Below are 15,697 nucleotides of genomic sequence, written 5' to 3'. Positions count from 1 at the left end.
CTCCCCTGCGACCGCGGTCGCCCCGATGAAGCAAGACATGTCCCCTGCCATGCAACCCCACCGCCAAACCCGCCAGACCATCGTGCGCCTGCTCTCGAGCATGGCCAGCGCCAAGGAGATCAGCCAGTACCTGAAACGGTTCTCGCAGCTCGATGCCAAGCGCTTTGCCGTGGTCAAGGTCGGTGGCGCGGTATTGCGCGACGATCTGGAAGCGCTGACCTCGTCGTTGTCGTTCCTGCAGGAGGTCGGCCTGACCCCGATCGTGCTGCACGGCGCCGGCCCGCAGCTGGATGCCGAATTGTCGGCGGCCGGAATCGAGAAGCACACCATCGACGGCTTGCGGGTGACCTCGCCCGAAGCGCTGGCGATCGTGCGCAAGGTGTTCCAGAGCTCTAACCTGAAGCTGGTGGAAGCCCTGCAGCAGAATGGCGCACGTGCGACCTCGATCACCGGTGGCGTGTTCGAGGCCGAATACCTCGACCGCGATACCTACGGTCTGGTCGGCGAGGTCAAGGCGGTGAACCTGGCGCCGATCGAGGCGAGCCTGAAGGCCGGTTCGATCCCGGTGATCACCTCGCTGGGCGAAACCCCGAGCGGGCAGATCCTCAACATCAACGCGGATTTTGCCGCCAATGAACTGGTGCAGGAGCTGCAGCCGTACAAGATCATCTTCCTGACCGGTACCGGTGGCCTGCTCGATGCCGAGGGCCGGGTGATCGATTCGATCAACCTGTCCACCGAGTACGACCAGCTGATGGCGCAGCCGTGGATCCACGGTGGCATGCGGGTCAAGATCGAGCAGATCAAGGACCTGCTGGACCGCTTGCCGGAGGAGTCCTCGGTGTCGATCACGCGTCCGGCCGATCTGGCCAAGGAGCTGTTCACCCACAAGGGCTCGGGCACGCTGGTGCGTCGCGGCGAGAAGGTGCTCAAGGCCACATCGTGGGATCAGCTCGACGCCGCGCGGCTGAAGACGCTGATCGAATCCAGCTTCGGCCGTACGCTGGTGCCGGACTACTTCGAGAAGACCAGGCTGCTGCGCGCCTATGTCAGCGAGCACTACCGCACCGCGGTGATCCTCACTGATGAGGCCGAGGGCGTGTACCTGGACAAGTTCGCCGTGCTGGACGACGCACAGGGTGAGGGGCTCGGGCGTGCGGTCTGGAATGTGATGCTGGAGGAAACCCCGCAGCTGTTCTGGCGCTCGCGTAACGGCAACCCGGTCAACCATTTCTACTATTCCGAATCCGATGGCTGCTACAAGCTCGATCACTGGAAGGTGTTCTGGTTTGGCGCCGACGATTTCGACAGCATCAAGGGCTATGTGAAGCACTGCGCCGAACGCAAACCGAGCCTCCAAGGCTGAGTGATGCTGTCGCACTCAGCCACTGCGTGGAGCACCGTGCCGACCCTGCGGGGCCGGCACGTAACGCTGGAGCCGTTGCAGATGGCGCACGTGCCTGCGTTGCAGCGGGCGCTGGGTGAGGGCGAGCTGTCGCGCTGCTGGTACACCAATGTGCCCGCGCCGGAGGATGCCGCACGTTATGTCACTGCGGCACTCGAGGCGCAGGTGCAGGGCAGGGCGCTGGCCTTTGCGGTCGGCAACGCCCGCGGTGAGATTGTGGGCAGCACACGCTTATACGCGCTGGACGCGGATGTGCCTAGGCTGAATATCGGCTACACCTGGTATCACCCCAGCGTCCAGCGCACCGGGCTGAATACCGAGGCCAAGCTGCTGTTGCTGCGGCACGCCTTCGAAACCCTGGGCTGTATCAGCGTCGGCTTCGAGACCAGCTGGTTCAACCAGGCCTCGCGCAATGCCATTGCCCGGCTCGGTGCCAAGCAAGATGGTGTGCTGCGCAACCACAAGCGTCACGCTGACGGGTCGCGCCGCGACACCGTGGTGTTTTCCATCATCGACTCGGAATGGCCGGCGGTGAAAGCCCACCTGCAGTTCCTTCTGGATTCGCACTCATGACTGACAAGAAATTCTCCCTGGGCATCGTTGGCGCCCGCGGCTACACCGGCACCGAGCTGATCAAGCTGGTGGCCGCGCATCCGCGGATCGAGCTGGCGTTCGTGTCTTCGCGCGAGCTGGCTGGCCAGCGCGTGGCCGACCATAACGCCGCCTATTGTGGCGAGCTGCGCTACGAAAACCTGGATGCCGATGCGGTGGCCGCCAAGGGCGTGGACGCGGTGGTGCTGGCGCTGCCCAACGGCAAAGCCGAACCGTTTGTGACCGCGCTTGACGCGGCCCGGCCAGACACGATGATCGTCGATCTTTCAGCCGATTACCGCTTCGACAACAGCTGGTACTACGGCCTGCCGGAGCTGACCCGTGGGCGCTATGTCGGGCACAAGCGCATCAGCAATCCGGGCTGCTACGCCACCGCCATGCAGCTGGCGATCACGCCGCTGCTGTCACAGCTGGCCGGCCCGCCGACCTGCTTCGGCGTGTCCGGCTGGTCCGGTGCCGGTACCACGCCCTCGGACAAGAACAATCCCGAACTGCTGCGCGACAACCTGATGCCGTATGCGTTGACCAACCACGTGCACGAGCGCGAGGTGTCGACCCAGCTCGGTGTGCCGGTGGAATTCATGCCGCATGTGGCCCCGCACTTCCGCGGCATCACCATGACCGTGAATCTGTGGCTGCAGCAGCCGCGCAGCCGCGAAGAGATCGTCGCGCTGTATCAGCAGCGCTATGCCAACGAGCCGCTGGTGGAGGTGGTCGATGAGGCGCCGTGGGTCAGCCGCATTGCCGGCACGCACGGCGTGCAGATCGGTGGCTTCACCCTGGCGCCGGGCAACAAGCGGGTGGTGGTGGTGGCGACCATCGACAACCTGCTCAAGGGCGCGGCCAGCCAGGCCTTGCAGAACCTCAACCGGGCTTTGGGGCTGGATGAGCTGACCGCCATTCCGCACTGAACCTCTCGCACAACTGACGGGATATCCCCATGACCAACCTGCTCTGGCAGAAACCCGGTGTCGCGGTTGACGCCAAGATCCAGACCTTCCTCGCCGGCGACGACGTGATCCTCGATCGCGAGTTCTTCCTGCACGACATCCAGGCCAGCACCGCCCATGCTGAAGGGCTGCAGCACATCGGTATTCTCAGTGCCGATGAACTGGCGGCGCTCAAGCGCGAACTGGTGGTGCTGGCCGAGGATTTCCGCAGCGGCGCCTTCGTGCTGGACGAGCAGTACGAGGATTGCCACTCGGCCATCGAGGCACGCCTGACCGAGCGTCTGGGTGATGCCGGCCGCAAGATCCATACCGGGCGCAGCCGCAACGACCAGATCCTTGTGGCCACGCGTCTGTGGCTGAAGGAGAAGCTCGAACGCGTTGCGCAGATCAGCGTCGAGGTCGCCAAGGTGGCCTTGGACCGCGCCGCCGCCGAACAGCGGCAGCCGTTGCCGGGCTATACCCATATCCAGCGCGCCGTGGTGTCCTCGGCGGGCATGTGGTGGGCCGGCTGGGCCGAGGCCTTCATCGACAACGCCATCCGCGCCCGCGACACCCGCGCGTTGATCGATACCAACCCGCTGGGCACGGCCGCCGGCTACGGCGTCAACCTGCCACTGGACCGCGAACACACCACCGCCGCGCTGGAATTCTCGCGGATGCAGATCAGCCCGATCTACGCGCAGCTGTCGCGTGGCAAGTTCGAACTGGCCGCGCTGGAAGCGCTGGGTGGCGCCACCCTGGATCTGCGCCGCATCGCCTGGGATCTGTCGCTGTTCACCACCGGTGAGTTCGCTTTTGTCGCGCTGCCGGCGCAGTACACCACCGGCAGCTCGATCATGCCGAACAAACGCAATCCCGACGTGATCGAGCTGATGCGGGCCACCCATGCCAGCGTCGCCGCCGCACGTACCGAGATTGAGCAGCTGCTGTCGCTGCCGTCCGGTTACCAGCGCGACCTGCAGAACTCCAAGGGTGCCATCGTGCACGGCTTCGGTCGTGGACTGGCGGCACTGGAGCTGCTGCCGGCGCTGCTGTCCAATCTGGATTGGCGCGATGACAACATCCGTGCCGCGATCGATTCGGGTATGTATGCCACCGATGTGGCGGTGGAAGCCGCGGTGGCCGGTGTGCCGTTCCGCGACGCCTACAAGGCCGCTGCCGAGGCCGCCGACAGCGCAGGGCAGGGGCGTACCCCCGAGGGCAGTCTGGCCGCCCGTGTTTCACCCGGTGCCGCGGCGGACCTGCGGCTGGACGAGCTGGGGACGCGCTGGCAGGCGCTGCAGGGCTGAGTCGACACGATGCGGGCGCCCCACAGGCGCCCGTATTGGTTCTAGAAGAAAGCAAGTGCGACGAACGCATGGCTAGCGTGCTGTCATAGCCGGCAAAGGAGAGCGGAATGAGGCTGTATCTGGTGATGGCCCTGCGCAGGCCGTCGTTCGACAACGCGGTGATCGCGCCCCACAAGGCGTTCCTGGATGACCTGAGGGGCCAGGGCCGCCTGTATGTCACCGGAGGATTCAGTGACGGCAGCGGTGGCGCCTATGTGCTGCAGAACGTGGCCGATCTGGACGAGGCCAAGGCCATCGTCGCCCGTGATCCGCTGGCGGTTCACAACAGCTCCGAACTCACCATCCATGAATGGAACACACGCTGACCCCATGAGCCAGACCTCGCCCCCGGCATTTATCGAACAGCCGCTGCCGCCGTGGCGCCGCGCGGTGCTCAAGATCGGCAGCAGCTTGCTGGCCGCGGACGGCGGTGGTCTGACGCCGCGTTTCGCGCTTGGTCTGGCGCAGTTCGTGTCGGCCAATGTGCTGGCCGGGCGTGAGGTGGTGATCGTGTCCTCCGGTGCGGTGGCCGCCGGCCGCGCGATCCTGCCCAAGGCGGCCGAAGCCGGTGCGGCGATGGCCGCACGCCAGGCGCTGGCGGCGCTGGGGCAGGCGCAGCTGATCGCGCTGTGGCAGCGCTTCTTCGAGCGTCCCGTGGCGCAGGTGCTGTTGACGCACGATGACCTGCGCAACCGCCGTCGCTATCTCAACGCACGTGCCACGCTCCACGAGTTGTTGGCGTTGGGCGCGCTGCCGGTGGTCAACGAAAACGACACTGTGTCGGTGGATGAGCTCAAACTCGGTGACAACGACAACCTCGCCGCGATCGTTGCCGCACTGGTCGATGCCGATGCGCTGTTCATCGCCACCGATATCGATGGCCTGTACAGCGCAGATCCGCGCAGCAATCCGCAGGCGGAGCCCATCAACGAGGTGCATGAGCTGACGCCGGGGATCCTGGCCATGGCCGGTGGCAGCGGCAGCGCGGTCGGCACTGGTGGTATGCACACCAAACTGCAGGCCGCGGCCAAGGCCGGCGCTGCCGGTATCGACACCTTCCTGTTCAATGGCCGCGATGGCGATGTGGTGCGTGGACTGGCCCAGGGCCGCCTGCGTGGTACGCGCCTGTATGCCGGTCAATCGCGGATCGCCGCGCGCAAATACTGGCTGAGGCATGCGCCGGTCGAGCCGGGCGCGATCCTGGTCGATGCTGGCGCCGCGCGCGCGCTGCGCGAGAAGGGGGCCTCGCTGCTGCCTGGCGGTGTGAGTGGGGCCGAGGGCGAGTTCCGCCGCGGCGATATGGTCGAAGTGCGACTGCAAGATAACGGGGATACGCATTGCATCGCGCGTGGGATCAGCCAGTATTCGGCGACCGACATCCGCCGTATCAGCCATCACCATACGCGCGAGATTGAAAGCATCCTCGGCTACAACTACGGCGACAACGTGATCCACCGTGACGACATGGTGTTGCTGTGATCCTCCGGCTTCGAATCCGCTTCGGGAATGACCATGAGTGATATCCGCACCCTGGCGCTGCAATGTCGCGCCGCCGCCCAACACCTGGGGCAGCTGTCAACGCAGGCGCGCAGCGCGCTGCTGCTGGCCATGGCCGATGCGCTGGAGGCCGATGCGGTGGTGATTCTTGCTGCGAACGGGGAAGACCTGGCCGCCGCGCGCGCCAAGGGCGTGGGCAGCGCGATGCTGGACCGGCTGGCGCTCACCCCTGCGCGTCTGGCAGGGGTCGCCGATGCGCTGCGCGAAGTGGCGGCGTTGCCGGATCCGGTCGGCGAGGTCACGCGGGATTACGTACGCCCCAATGGCATCCGCGTGCAGAAGGTGCGGGTGCCGCTGGGAGTGATCGCGATGATCTACGAAGCGCGCCCGAATGTGACTGCCGATGCCGCGGCGCTATGCATCAAGGCCGGCAATGGCGTGATCCTGCGCGGCGGTTCGGAGGCGATCCACTCCAACACCGCGATTGCTGCCAGTCTCCGGCGCGCGTTGCGCGAGGCCGGTGTGGCCGAAGCGGCGCTGACCCTGGTCGAGGATCTGCGTCGCGAAACCATGCTAGAACTGCTGCAGCTCAACGACATCATCGATCTGGCGATTCCGCGTGGCGGCGAGGGGCTGATCCGCTTTGTCGCCGAACACGCGCGCGTGCCGGTGATCAAGCACTACAAGGGCGTGTGCCACCTGTTTGTCGATGACAGTGCCGACCTGCAGCTGGCGCTGGATCTGCTGATCGACGGCAAGGTGTCGCGTCCGGCCGCCTGCAACTCGCTGGAGACCTTGCTGGTGCATGCGGATATCGCACCGCGCTTCCTGCCGTTGGCCGCGGCCGCGTTGCGTGCGCGCGGCGTCGAGTTGCGCGGCGATATGGCCACGCAGGCGCTGTTGCCGGAGGTGTTGCCGGCCACGGAGGATGACTACGCCGCCGAGTACCTGGATCTGGTTCTGGCCATTCGCGTGGTGCCCGATATGGCGGCGGCGATTGCGCATATCCAGCGCTATACCTCCGATCACACCGAAGTCATCGCTACCGCGGACCCTGCCCATGGCGAGGCGTTCATGCATGCCCTGCGCTCGGCAGTGGTGATGGTCAATGCCTCGTCGCGCTTTTCCGACGGCGGGGAACTGGGGCTGGGAGCGGAAATCGGCATTTCCACCACGCGCCTGCATTCCTATGGCCCGATGGGGCTGGAGGCGCTGACGGTGGAGCGTTTTGTGGTGCGCGGCGAAGGCCAGGTGCGACACCCGCTGGTCTGAGACCCGTCCGGGAGCTCTGCCGGCAGTTCCGGTGCGGCACAGCCGGCGCCGGATTTACCAGTGGTCTTCCAGCTGCTGCGGCTTGCAGGCGAACCATGCGGCGACCAGTAGCACGGTCGAACACAGTGCCAGGAAGGCGAATGACCACGCCCAGCCGTCACTGATGCCGTGCAGCCAGCCGAACAGCAGCGGCCCAAGGCTGGCCAGGCTGTAACCCACGCCTTGCATGAAGCCGGACAGTGCCGCCGAGCCGGCCTGGGTGCGGGTGCGCAGGTTGATCAGGGTCAGCCCCAGCGGGAAGGTGGACGGCCCGAGTCCGGCGATGATCGCCCACAGCCAGGGGGCACGCATCGGCGCCAGCAGCAGGCCGGCGAAGGCGATCATGTTCAGCACGAACACCATCACCGCGATCGGGAAGGGGTTGCGCATGCGCACCGCCAGGGCCGGGACCAGCAGCGACGGGGCCAGACCGATCGCCGAGTAGACCGCGACCATCACGCCGCCGAGTGATTCGCTGGCGCCGGCTTCGACCATCACCTTCGGCAGCCAGGTGAACAGCGAATAGGTGCCCAGCGAGGTCATGCCGAACATCAGCGCCATGCCCCAGCCGAGTGAGGTTTTCCAGACCTGGCCGGTGGCGTGTGCGGGACCGCTGGTTGTGGTCTCGATGCGCGGCGCGGTGCGCGCCAGCAGAAGCCAGGGCAGTACCGCGGCCGCGGACAGCAGCGACCACATGCCCAGCGAGATGCGCCAGTCGAACTGGTTGGCGACCGGTACGGCCAGCAGCGCCGGCACCATCGTGCCGGCCTGCAGGACGGTGATGTAGATCGTGCTCAGTGTGCCGACCCGATCGGCGAAGTAGCGCTTGACCAGGGGCGGTACCACCACATTGCCCATGCCCATGCCGGCCAGCGCGATGGCCGAGCCGAGCATCAGCACGCCGACGTTGTCGGCGAAGGCGCGTACTAGCAGGCCGGCGGTGGCCAACACCATGGCCAGTATCGCGGTGCGCTCCAGGCCGATGGTGCGGGTGATACGCGGTGTGGCCAGGCCGAATACGGCGAAGGCCGCGGTCGGCATCATGCCCAGCACGCCGGTCATGGTGCTGCCGAAATCAAAAACGTGGCCCAGGCGGTCCAGCAGCGGGGTCAGCGAGGTGACCGCGCTGCGCAGGTTCGCGGCGACCAGCACGATGGCGGCGAAGGCCAGCAGTCGCCCCTTGAACAGGGATGTGGACGGTTGTGGAAGGTTGGATGCGGACACGGGCTGACTCCAGCGCGGGCGGGAAGCGGTGTATCGCTTCGGAAACCGCCAAAAACAAAAGCCGGCCTAGGGCCGGCTTTTGTCGAATTGGTCGGGGAGACAGGATTCGAACCTGCGACCTCTACGTCCCGAACGTAGCGCTCTACCAGACTGAGCTACACCCCGAAGGAGCCGCTCATGATAGCGGTGACCCTCATGTCTTGCAAGTTTTTTTGTTCAGTTAACGCGTCTGCATGACGTGGCGCGTGACTGCCGGGACAGGACAATCCCGGTGACAAAAAAGCCTGGTAAACGTTGCCGTTTTCCAGGCCTTCTTGCGACCTTCTGGTCGGGGAGACAGGATTCGAACCTGCGACCTCTACGTCCCGAACGTAGCGCTCTACCAGACTGAGCTACACCCCGTGAAGGAGCCCGGAAAGATACGCTCAGTCCGGGCTTATGGCAATAGCAAAACGCTATTTTTTAACGGTTCTCTGCCTTGCGGCGATCTTCGCGGGCTTCAAACCACATGCCATTGAGGATGGCGACGGTCGATGCCAGGCCCGCACCGAGAATCCAGGCGAAATACCACATGAGTTGACTCCTTGATTGTTGTCGTTGCGGATCAGTAGGCGTTCGGGTTTTCACCCATCTCTTCCAGCGTCGTCTTGCCCTTGAGCACGCGGTACACCCAGGTGGTGTAGCCGATGATGATGGGCAGGAAGATCACCGTGGCCAGCAGCATGATCCACAGCGTCAGGTGGCTGGAGGAGGCATCCCACACCGTCAGGCTGGAGCCGGGCTGGGTGGAGGAGGGCAGCAGGAACGGGAAGATCGCAAAGCCGACGGTGAAGATGATGCCGGCAATGGAAGCGCCCGAGGCGATGAATGCCAGGCCGCCGCGATGCTTGCGCAGCAGTACCGCGCTGGCCAATGCACCCAGCAGGCCCACGACCGGAGCCAGGATGGTGGCCGGCATGGTGCGGTAGTTGTGCAGCCAGCCGCCGGCCGCGGAGAACTCGGCCGTCTTCAGCAGCGGATTGCTGGCGCCATCGCTGACCATCTGCGAGGTGACCTGGTAGCCCGGCAGGCCGAATGCGACCCAGGCGCCGGCCAGGGCGAACAGCACGAACGAGGCGATGGCGGCGATGCTGCCGATGCGGGCCGAGCGGTCCGCGACCGGGCCGCTGGTCTTGAGTACCAGCATGGCCGCACCGTGCGAAACCAGCATCGCCACACTGACCAGGCCGGCCAGCAGAGCAAACGGGGTCAGCAGGCCCAGCAGGTTGCCCGTGTAGAACACGCGCTGGGTGTCGTCGAAATGGAACGGCACGCCCAGCAGCACATTGCCGACTGCCACGCCCATGATCAGTGCCGGGATGAAACCACCGACAAACAGCGCCCTGTCCCAGTTGTCGCGCCAGCGCTGGCTGGGCATTTTGCCGCGGTACTTGAAGCCGACCGGGCGCAGGATCAGGGCGAACAGGATCAGGAACATCGCCAGGTAGAACCCGGAGAAACTGACCGCATACAGCGGCGGCCAGGCGGCGAAGATCGCACCGCCACCGAGCACCAGCCATACCTGGTTGCCTTCCCATACCGGTCCGATGGTGTTGATCACCAGGCGGCGCTCCTCATCGGTCTTGGCCACGAACGGCAGCAAGGTGCCAACGCCAAGATCGAAGCCGTCCATCACCGCGAAGCCGATCAGCAGCACGCCCAGCAGCAGCCACCAGATCACGCGCAGTGTCGTGTAGTCCAGAAGAATGAATTCCATGAGTGTTCTCCTGCCTTATGCCTGGCCGTTGCCGGAGGCGCGGGCGTGATGGGGGACGGCGGCCGGTTCCTGCAGCGACGGCAGGATGTCGTCCGGACCCTTGCGGATGGCCTTGAGCATCAGCTTGACTTCGATGACCAGCAGCACCGTGTACAGCGCGGTGAAGCCGATCAGCGTGGCCAGGATCTCGTAGACCGCCAGTCCGGAGGCCGCATAGAACGTCGGCAGCACGCCATCCACCGCCCACGGCTGACGGCCGTACTCGGCGATGAACCAGCCACATTCAATGGCGATCCACGGGGCCGGCAACGACAGCAGGGCGACCTTTAGGAACGTGCGCTTGTCTTCGAAGTTGTTGCGGCACGAGAAATAGAACGCCAGGGCGAAGAAGCCGATCATGTACACGCCCAGGCCAACCATGATGCGGAAGGTCCAGAACAGCGGTGCGACGGTGGGCACGGTGTCCAGTGCCGCCTGCGAGATCTCCTCCGGCGTGGCGTTGGCGATATCGTCGCGATAGCGCTTGAGCAGCAGGCCGTGGCCCAGGTCCTGCCAGTGACGGTCGAACACTTCGCGTGCTTCAACGTCGTTCTTGTCGGCGCGGATGCGATTGAGCGCGGCATAGGCGATCTGCCCGCCTTTGACCCGCTCCTCGGCCTGCTTGACCAGGTCCAGGATGCCCGGGATTTCCTGATCCAGCGAACGCGTTGCGATCAGGCCCATCACATAGGGAATCTTGACCTCGAAGTCGTTGCGCTGCTCCTGCTGGTTCGGAATGCCGAATGCGGTGAACGGCGCCGGTGCCGGATAGGTGTGCCACATGCCTTCAATGGCGGCCAGCTTCATCTTCTGGTTTTCCGCGGTGGCGTAACCGGATTCGTCACCCAGCACGGCGACCGAGATCGAGGCCAGCAGGCCGAAGGCGGCCGCGACGGCAAACGAGCGGCGGGCCAGATCGCGGTGCTTGCCGCGCAGCATGAAGAATGCCGAGATCGACATCACGAACATCGCGCCGGTGACGTAGCCGGCCGACACGGTGTGCACGAACTTGGCCTGCGCCACCGGGTTGAGCAGCACGGCGGCAAAATCCACCACCTCCATGCGCATCGTTTCCGGGTTGAACACCGCACCCACCGGGTACTGCATCCAGCCGTTGGCGATCAGGATCCACAGTGCCGACAGGTTGGTGCCCAGCGCCATCAGCCAGGTCACCGCCAGATGCTGCACCTTGGTCAGCCGGTTCCAGCCGAAGAAGAACAGGCCGATGAAGGTGGCTTCGAGGAAGAAGGCCATCAATCCTTCGATCGCCAGCGGCGCACCGAAGATGTCACCCACGTAGTGGCTGTAATAGGACCAGTTCATGCCGAACTGGAACTCCATCACGATGCCGGTACCGACACCCATGGCGAAGTTGATGCCGAACAGCACGCCCCAGAACAGGGTCATGCGCCGCCAGACCTCCTTGCCGGTCATGACGTACACGCTTTCCATGATCGCGATCATGAAGGAAAGACCCAGCGTGAGTGGGACGAACAGGAAGTGGTACATCGCGGTCAGCGCAAATTGCAGCCGCGACAGCTCTACGACGGTCGAGTCGATCATGGCCGTTCTACCTCGTGGGATATGGGCATCATGTTATGTCAGGAGGGGGGTTCTACGATGTGTGATACTCCCTGTTCATACTGTCGCCTGCCTTGATCTGAATCAATGTGGCGTGGTGATGCAGCGGCGAAGGTAGGCCTCCGGCAGTGGGTGCAAGGCGTGTCTACAATCGGACAGGTTTTTTTCAGGCAGGTTGCCGGTCTTGAGTGAGAGTACACATCCTGCTGAGGCGCAGCGTCAGCAGCGTCGTCAGCAACAGCAGTGGCTGGCCGGACTGGCCGAAGGCGCCCGTTCGCGGCAGCGGCTGGCCGCGTTCGCGATCTGTGCCTCCGGCGCCCTGCTGATCGGACAGGCGGCGGCCATCGCCTGGCTGATCCAGAGCATCGTGGTGGAGCATCGTCCGCTGGCGCAGACCGCCGCGGTGTTCGGCCTGCTGGCGCTGGTCCTGCTGTTCCGCAGTCTGCTCGGGGGGCTGGCCCAGAGCGCGGCCGGCGATGTGGCGGACGCGGCCAGGCTGGCGCTTCGGGAAAAAGTGTACAGGCGTCTGATGGAACGGGGTCCCTTGTGGTTGCGCCGGCAGCGCACCGGTGAGCTGAGTGAGCTGCTGCTCAGTCACGGCGATGCCATCGAAGGCTACTACGCCGGTTTCCAACCGGTCCGTACGGAAGTGGTGGTGGTGCCGCTGCTGATCGTACTGGCCGTGGGCTGGGTGGACTGGGTGGTGGCGGTGATCCTGGTGTGTACCGCGCCGCTGGTTCCGTTTTTCATGATGCTGGTGGGCTGGGGCGCCGAGGCGGCCGGTCGCGCGCAACTGGGAGAACTGGCGCGGATGAGTGGCCACTTCGCCGACCGCATCAAGGGGCTGGGCCTGCTGCGCCTGTATGGGCGTGGCGACGCCGAGCTCGGCGGCATCGCCGTGGCGGCCGAGGGCGTGCGCGAGCGCACCATGAAAGTCCTGCGGATCGCGTTTCTGTCTTCCACCGTGCTGGAATTTTTCGCCTCGGTCAGTGTGGCGATGGTGGCGCTGTATCTGGGGCTCAGTTATCTGGGCCTGATGTCGTTGCACGCTACGGTGCCGACGCTGGGAACCGGCATGTTCTGCCTGCTGCTGGCCCCGGAGTTCTACGCCCCCTTGCGGCGCCTGGCCGCGCATTACCACGACCGTGCCAACGCGCTGGCGGCCGCGGCCGAGGTGGAGCGGCTGTTGCAGGACGACTTGCCGGTTGCCCCGGTGCCCTCGGAACCTGCGCTGCCGCCCGAGCCGGTCCAGTTGCACGCCCCGTTGCTGACGCTGCAGAACCTGAAGCTGCGACCGCAAGGCGCGCGCCACGACGTGATGTCCGGGTTCTCGCTGAGCATCGACCAGGGCCAGCATCTTGCTCTGGTGGGGCCCTCCGGCTGCGGCAAAAGCACCTTGCTCGAAGCGCTGGCGGGCTGGCTGCCACCGCGCGAAGGACGCATCCTGCGCCGCGGCCAGATGCGGGTGGGCTATGCGGGGCAGCGTCCGTACCTGTTCCATGGCTCGATTGCGGACAACCTGCGGCTGGCCGACCCGACCGCCAGCGATGCCCGTCTGCAGGCGGCGGCCGAAGCGGCGCAGGTCATGCGTTTTGCCCGGGAGCTGCCACACGGGCTGGACACGGTGATCGGTGAGCGCGGCTTCGGCCTGTCCGGGGGGGAGGCCCGACGCATCGGTCTGGCGCGCCTGTTGTTGCGCGATCCGGATCTGCTGCTGCTTGATGAGCCCACCGCATTTCTTGATCCTGAAACCGAAGCCGCCCTGTTGCAGGCGCTGGCCATCCATGCACGTGGACGCACCGTGGTGATGGCGACCCACAGCGCGGCGGCGATGCGCTGGGCCGATGCGGTGGTGCGTTTGCACCCCGATCGTGCCGTACCCGCGCAGGTGCAGGCATGAACGACAGCATGCGAGAGGTGTTCGCCCGGCATCGCTGGCGTTTGCTGCTGGCGGTAGTGCTGCTGCTGACCACGATGCTGGCCGGCGTCGGCCTGCTCGGGTTGTCCGGTGGTTTCCTCACCGGTGCGGCGCTGGCCGGTGTGGCGGGGATGGGCGCCACCTTCAACTTTTTCTCGCCGTCGGCGGGTATCCGCGGGCTGACGATGGCGCGGATCGTATCGCGCTATTTCGAAAAACTGGTCGGTCACGATGTGACGCTGCGTATCGCCCGCGATCTGCGTGTGTGGTTCTTCCGTCGCGCCTTGCCGCTGGCGCCGGCGCGGCTGGGCGGCAGCCGTACCGGCGAACTGCTGGCCCGGCTGGTTTCAGACATCAGCGAAGTGGATGGAGTGATGGTGCGGGCTGCCGGACCGCTGCTGGCGCTGCTCGGCATCGTGCTGGCCAGCGTCGTCGCGGCAGCGCTGATCTACTGGCCGGCGGCCATGTTGCTGGTCGCCATCGCGGGGGCGATCGGGATCGGCGTGCCGGTGCTGGCCGTGCGCCATGGTGAGCATGGCGAAATGGAACGCGCGCAGACGCGGGCGTCGTTGCGCACGCTGGCGTACGAAGGGCTGGAAGGTGTGGCGGATCTGACCGCGCTGCAGGCGCAGGGGGATTGGATCGCACGTGTGGATGCCGCCGCACTGCAGGTTGCCGCTCGCGACCGGCGTCGTCGTCGTCGCTTGATCGCTGGCAATGTGCTGCATTCGGCCTGCGCCGGAGTGGGGCTGCTGGCGATGCTGTGGCTGGCGCTGCACGCATTCGAGGGCGGTCAGGTGAGCGGGCCGCTGGCTGCGGCGCTGGTGTTCCTCACCTTGGCCTTGCTGGAAGTGGCCGCGGGCAGCAGTCTGGCCTGGCAGTCGCTGCAGTCGGCACGCGTGGCCGGCCAGCGCCTGCGTCAGATCGTGGACCAGGCCCCGGCGGTGGAAGATCCCGCCCAGCCCCGGGCTTTGCCGGACACGCCGGCAGAGGTGTCCTTCGAACAGGTGGTTTTCCATTGGCCCGGGGAGTCCCGGCAGTTGCTCGACGGGGTGGAGTTGCGACTGCGGCCGGGTGAGCGTGTGGCCATCCGCGGCGACAGTGGGTGTGGCAAGACCACGTTGTCGGCGTTGCTGCTGCGCCTGTGGGACCCTCGCCAAGGGGCCGTGCGCTACGGCGGCGTGGATCTGCGCGATGTCGCCCAGGAGGCGTGGCATCGAAAGGTGGCCTGGTTGCCGCAGGGCGCGCCGGTATTTGCCGGCTCCATCAGCGAGAACCTGCGATTGGGCGATCCACAGGCCGATGACGCGGCAATGTGGTCGGTGCTGGAACAGGTACGGCTGAGCGCCTGGGCGCAGCAGCAGGGGGGGCTGTCAGCGTGGGTCGGCGAAAACGGTGCGACCATGTCGGCCGGTCAGGCGCGCCGTCTGGCGCTGGCCCGCGCGCTGCTGCGCGATACGCCGCTGATGGTGCTCGATGAGCCCACCGAAGGATTGGACGTGGACACCGCGCACGCGTTGTTGCTTGATCTGGCCGCCGCGCTGGGCTCACGCAGTTTGCTGATGATCACCCATGATCCGTTGCCCGATGGCGTGGTGCACCGGGAATACCGTCTTCAGCACGGACAACTGCAGCCGCTGACCAACGCCGAAGTCCCCGCGCGCTGAGTACGGCGGGGCGCTGCGGAAAGCCGATTCGAAAACGGTGAGGGCCGGGGCCCTCGGGCATTGCGGTGGGGTTTGCTGGCAGAGCAGGTTGTCGCGCAATGCGGCCTGTTTGCCCAGTGCGTAGCCGATGCCACCCAAAAGCAGCAGCGCGCCGCAGCCAATGGAAATGGCAGCCAGCGTTTCGTTGCGGCGCAGGTCCATGATGCCGAAGGCGATGAGCGCCAGTGGCAGCAGTGACCAGTGGAGGGTCAATGCCAGCACCATGCCCAGCAGCACGATGGTGTCGGTCCGATGCTTGAGTACGTTCGTTGCGTCCTGCATATACCTCTGTCTCCACGGAAGAGGGGATGTAGAACCGGGTGTTGCCTGGGTGAGGCCGGTGAACGATAGCAGGGCGCTGCGCCGTGGC

At 65.7% G+C, this 15,697-nt stretch carries 14 protein-coding genes and 2 tRNA genes; 9 read left to right on the top strand and 7 right to left on the bottom strand.

The genetic code is table 11. From position 1 onward, the window contains the following. Positions 1–37 precede the first annotated feature (37 nt). From ACVOMH_RS12855 to ACVOMH_RS12825, 7 genes are all read left to right on the top strand, one after another. On the top strand, positions 38–1,366 hold the full coding sequence (locus ACVOMH_RS12855) for an acetylglutamate kinase (protein WP_481552208.1): 1,329 nt from the start codon (positions 38–40) through the stop codon (positions 1,364–1,366). A gap of 3 nt (positions 1,367–1,369) precedes the next feature. Next, the gene (locus ACVOMH_RS12850; RefSeq protein ID WP_481524535.1) at positions 1,370–1,978 is read left to right on the top strand and encodes a GNAT family N-acetyltransferase; all 609 of its coding nucleotides are present in this window, start codon (positions 1,370–1,372) and stop codon (positions 1,976–1,978) included. Continuing rightward, positions 1,975–2,928, top strand: a complete 954-nt coding sequence (argC, locus tag ACVOMH_RS12845) for an N-acetyl-gamma-glutamyl-phosphate reductase (RefSeq protein ID WP_481552207.1) — start codon at positions 1,975–1,977, stop codon at positions 2,926–2,928. The genes ACVOMH_RS12850 and argC overlap by 4 nt, the downstream gene beginning before the upstream one ends. A 29-nt stretch (positions 2,929–2,957) precedes the next feature. Further along, positions 2,958–4,256: an argininosuccinate lyase gene (locus ACVOMH_RS12840; RefSeq protein ID WP_057505976.1), complete on the top strand. Its 1,299-nt coding sequence runs from the start codon at positions 2,958–2,960 to the stop codon at positions 4,254–4,256. 107 nt (positions 4,257–4,363) lie between these two features. After that, positions 4,364–4,621, top strand: a complete 258-nt coding sequence (locus ACVOMH_RS12835; RefSeq protein WP_054661045.1) for a YciI family protein — start codon at positions 4,364–4,366, stop codon at positions 4,619–4,621. Then, positions 4,602–5,774, top strand: a complete 1,173-nt coding sequence (gene proB, locus ACVOMH_RS12830; protein WP_057505977.1) for a glutamate 5-kinase — start codon at positions 4,602–4,604, stop codon at positions 5,772–5,774. The genes ACVOMH_RS12835 and proB overlap by 20 nt, the downstream gene beginning before the upstream one ends. 33 nt (positions 5,775–5,807) lie before the next feature. Then, positions 5,808–7,064 carry a glutamate-5-semialdehyde dehydrogenase gene (locus tag ACVOMH_RS12825; protein ID WP_481552206.1) on the top strand — a complete coding sequence of 419 codons (1,257 nt, stop codon included), beginning with the start codon at positions 5,808–5,810 and terminating at the stop codon, positions 7,062–7,064. Between the two features lie 54 nt (positions 7,065–7,118). Here ACVOMH_RS12825 and ACVOMH_RS12820 read toward each other — a convergent pair whose 3' ends face one another. The 6 genes from ACVOMH_RS12820 to ACVOMH_RS12795 all read right to left on the bottom strand — a co-directional run bounded on the left by ACVOMH_RS12820 (position 7,119) and on the right by ACVOMH_RS12795 (position 11,685). Continuing rightward, positions 7,119–8,327 (bottom strand): CynX/NimT family MFS transporter, encoded by a 1,209-nt coding sequence (locus tag ACVOMH_RS12820; protein ID WP_481552205.1) that lies wholly within the window; start codon positions 8,325–8,327, stop codon positions 7,119–7,121. Between the two features lie 88 nt (positions 8,328–8,415). After that, positions 8,416–8,492, bottom strand: a tRNA-Pro gene (locus tag ACVOMH_RS12815). Positions 8,493–8,652: 160 nt separating this feature from the next. After that, positions 8,653–8,729: transfer RNA gene (locus ACVOMH_RS12810), tRNA-Pro, on the bottom strand. A 60-nt stretch (positions 8,730–8,789) separates the two neighbouring features. Continuing rightward, a complete protein-coding gene (gene cydX / locus ACVOMH_RS12805) occupies positions 8,790–8,900 on the bottom strand; it encodes a cytochrome bd-I oxidase subunit CydX (RefSeq protein ID WP_054659029.1) in 111 nt (36 codons plus the stop codon). A gap of 31 nt (positions 8,901–8,931) precedes the next feature. Then, positions 8,932–10,083, bottom strand: a complete 1,152-nt coding sequence (gene cydB, locus ACVOMH_RS12800; protein ID WP_481524541.1) for a cytochrome d ubiquinol oxidase subunit II — start codon at positions 10,081–10,083, stop codon at positions 8,932–8,934. Between the two features lie 15 nt (positions 10,084–10,098). Next, positions 10,099–11,685 carry a cytochrome ubiquinol oxidase subunit I gene (locus tag ACVOMH_RS12795; RefSeq protein ID WP_057505978.1) on the bottom strand — a complete coding sequence of 529 codons (1,587 nt, stop codon included), beginning with the start codon at positions 11,683–11,685 and terminating at the stop codon, positions 10,099–10,101. Positions 11,686–11,887: 202 nt separating this feature from the next. Here ACVOMH_RS12795 and cydD point away from each other — a divergent pair, with 202 nt between their 5' ends. After that, the gene (gene cydD / locus ACVOMH_RS12790) at positions 11,888–13,603 is read left to right on the top strand and encodes a thiol reductant ABC exporter subunit CydD (protein WP_481552204.1); all 1,716 of its coding nucleotides are present in this window, start codon (positions 11,888–11,890) and stop codon (positions 13,601–13,603) included. Then, positions 13,600–15,288 (top strand): thiol reductant ABC exporter subunit CydC, encoded by a 1,689-nt coding sequence (cydC, locus tag ACVOMH_RS12785; RefSeq protein ID WP_481552203.1) that lies wholly within the window; start codon positions 13,600–13,602, stop codon positions 15,286–15,288. Before cydD ends, cydC begins: the two co-directional genes overlap by 4 nt. On the opposite strand, the gene ACVOMH_RS12780 is transcribed toward cydC, so the two are convergent. Beyond that, positions 15,169–15,609 (bottom strand): hypothetical protein, encoded by a 441-nt coding sequence (locus ACVOMH_RS12780; RefSeq protein ID WP_481552202.1) that lies wholly within the window; start codon positions 15,607–15,609, stop codon positions 15,169–15,171. The two genes, cydC and ACVOMH_RS12780, sit on opposite strands and share 120 nt — an antisense overlap. Positions 15,610–15,697 lie beyond the last annotated feature (88 nt).

The organism is Stenotrophomonas sp. STEN013, assembly GCF_056760355.1.
Note: the sequence above shows the minus strand (reverse complement) of the source record. Positions and strands in the feature narration are given on the sequence as shown.

What these genes read in the sequence shown, in the direction of transcription:
- ACVOMH_RS12855 (WP_481552208.1), top strand. Translation starts at nt 38, where the DNA reads ATGTCCCCTGCCATGCAACCCCACCGCCAAACCCGCCAGACCATCGTG.
- ACVOMH_RS12850 (WP_481524535.1), top strand. Translation starts at nt 1,370, where the DNA reads ATGCTGTCGCACTCAGCCACTGCGTGGAGCACCGTGCCGACCCTGCGG.
- argC (WP_481552207.1), top strand. Translation starts at nt 1,975, where the DNA reads ATGACTGACAAGAAATTCTCCCTGGGCATCGTTGGCGCCCGCGGCTAC.
- ACVOMH_RS12840 (WP_057505976.1), top strand. Translation starts at nt 2,958, where the DNA reads ATGACCAACCTGCTCTGGCAGAAACCCGGTGTCGCGGTTGACGCCAAG.
- ACVOMH_RS12835 (WP_054661045.1), top strand. Translation starts at nt 4,364, where the DNA reads ATGAGGCTGTATCTGGTGATGGCCCTGCGCAGGCCGTCGTTCGACAAC.
- proB (WP_057505977.1), top strand. Translation starts at nt 4,602, where the DNA reads ATGAATGGAACACACGCTGACCCCATGAGCCAGACCTCGCCCCCGGCA.
- ACVOMH_RS12825 (WP_481552206.1), top strand. Translation starts at nt 5,808, where the DNA reads ATGAGTGATATCCGCACCCTGGCGCTGCAATGTCGCGCCGCCGCCCAA.
- cydX (WP_054659029.1), bottom strand. Translation starts at nt 8,900, where the DNA reads ATGTGGTATTTCGCCTGGATTCTCGGTGCGGGCCTGGCATCGACCGTC.
- cydB (WP_481524541.1), bottom strand. Translation starts at nt 10,083, where the DNA reads ATGGAATTCATTCTTCTGGACTACACGACACTGCGCGTGATCTGGTGG.
- ACVOMH_RS12795 (WP_057505978.1), bottom strand. Translation starts at nt 11,685, where the DNA reads ATGATCGACTCGACCGTCGTAGAGCTGTCGCGGCTGCAATTTGCGCTG.
- cydC (WP_481552203.1), top strand. Translation starts at nt 13,600, where the DNA reads ATGAACGACAGCATGCGAGAGGTGTTCGCCCGGCATCGCTGGCGTTTG.
- ACVOMH_RS12780 (WP_481552202.1), bottom strand. Translation starts at nt 15,609, where the DNA reads ATGCAGGACGCAACGAACGTACTCAAGCATCGGACCGACACCATCGTG.